The sequence below is a fragment of the Winogradskyella vincentii genome (assembly GCF_020166345.1).
In the GTDB taxonomy this organism is placed as follows: Bacteria; Bacteroidota; Bacteroidia; order Flavobacteriales; family Flavobacteriaceae; genus Winogradskyella; species Winogradskyella vincentii.
In genome coordinates, this window is sequence record NZ_JAIUJS010000023.1 from 1 (window position 1) to 1,719 (window position 1,719).

General features: G+C 41.4%; 1 protein-coding gene. It reads right to left on the minus strand.

What is annotated here, in order from left to right; translation table 11 throughout:
• Positions 1 to 1,719, minus strand: a 1,719-nt coding sequence (locus LBV24_RS14965) for a SprB repeat-containing protein (protein ID WP_224479468.1), incomplete at both ends; no start/stop codon positions are given.

Sequence of the window (1,719 nt, forward strand, 5' to 3'; positions counted from 1 at the left end):
AATAGTCGGTGGCGTCGTATCCTGGACAGTTATTGTTTGTGTAGCCGTAGCGGTATTAGAACAATTATCGGTAATTGTAAATGTACGTAATACCGTAATTGGGCAATTGTCCGTTGATGTTACAACATCAATATAGGTTATGCTTAGTATGTTAAAATCATCAGTAGCATTATATTCAGAATTAGTTGCAAAAATTGATTTCACATCTGAAGATTGTGTTGTGCTAAAGTTAAACACAGCGCTTAAAGTGGTAATATCAGAAGTAGAACATCCTTCGATAGTAGTTGTGCTTGGCACAGTAATTTCTGGACTTTCAACATCGTCGGTTGTAAGTGTCACCACAAGAGTGTTCAATGTACAGCCATTAGCATCTTGCACGGTTACGGTATAATCACCATCCGTAAGCCCTGAAAAAGTATCAGATACTTGATAAGTTACACCGTTATCAATAGAATAGGAGTAAGGTGGTACACCGCCATTACCTTCAACAGTGAATTCACCATTGCTGTTGCTTAAACAATCAATGTTAGTCTGGGATACAAGAGAGACAGATACATTGGTTGCAGGTTCTATAATAGTTGCAGAATCTGTTGACGTACACCCATTAGCATCGGTAATGGTTACGCTATAAGTTCCAGCAATAACATTAATAAGATCTTCATTGGTAGACCCGTCACTCCATACAAATGTGTAAGGTGCAACACCACCGTTGACAGTTAAGTCAAGAGAACCGGTAGCATCATCTTTACATAAAATATTGGTAATAGCAATTCCTGAACTCAAAGCATTAGGTTCGTTAATAGTTATTGTAGTATTTGAAGTACAAGCGGTAACGTTATCCGTTACTGTGATTGTATAATCGCCAGCAGGTAGGTTGTTTACAGATAGTGTCGTATCAGGAATTGAATCCCAAGCATAACTAAAATCACCGGAACCGCCAGTTACAGTAGCGACAACACTACCGTTGCTTTCTCCATTACAAATAACAGGAGACGATGATCCAGATACCGATAAGTTTAAGCAGGTACCAGGATTGACAGTTACCGTAGTTTGATCTGTACACCCGTTAGCGTCAGTCACATCGACGGTATAGGTACCGGCAGATAAATCGGTAATAGTTTCAGTAGTTTCCCCGTTGCTCCACGCGTAAGTATATGGTTCTACACCACCAGTCGCGGTAGCCGTAGCCGTACCATCACCGGTAGAAGGGCCTAATTCATCAGTAGAAGAAGCCGTAACATTTAATACGTTACTAGGTTCAGTAATAGAGATTGTATCTTCAACCGGTTGACAAACCGTACCGTCAATCGTGATGCTTACGGTGTATACACCTGCAACTACATTGCTTAAAGTACTCGTGTTTACGCCGGTATCAACTTGCCCGTTACTCCATGTAAACGTAAACGTAGACGATGGGTTTGCAAGCGAGTTGGCAGATACGGTACCAGAACCAGTGGCATCACCAGTACAAAGTACATCGGTTACGCTATCTATAGTTATTTCCGCATCACAAGTGTTAACACAAGCGATAATAATACTTTGGGTTAATTGACACCCATTGGCGTCAGTTACAGTAACACTATGTGTTGTATCTGAAAGGCCTGTAGCCGTAGCAGTAGTTTGCCCGTTACTCCATAAGAAAGAATAAGGTGCCGTACCACCAGAGACCGCAACAGTAGCTTCTCCATTAGCACAGCCTTGAGCTGTTGTAGCATCTTG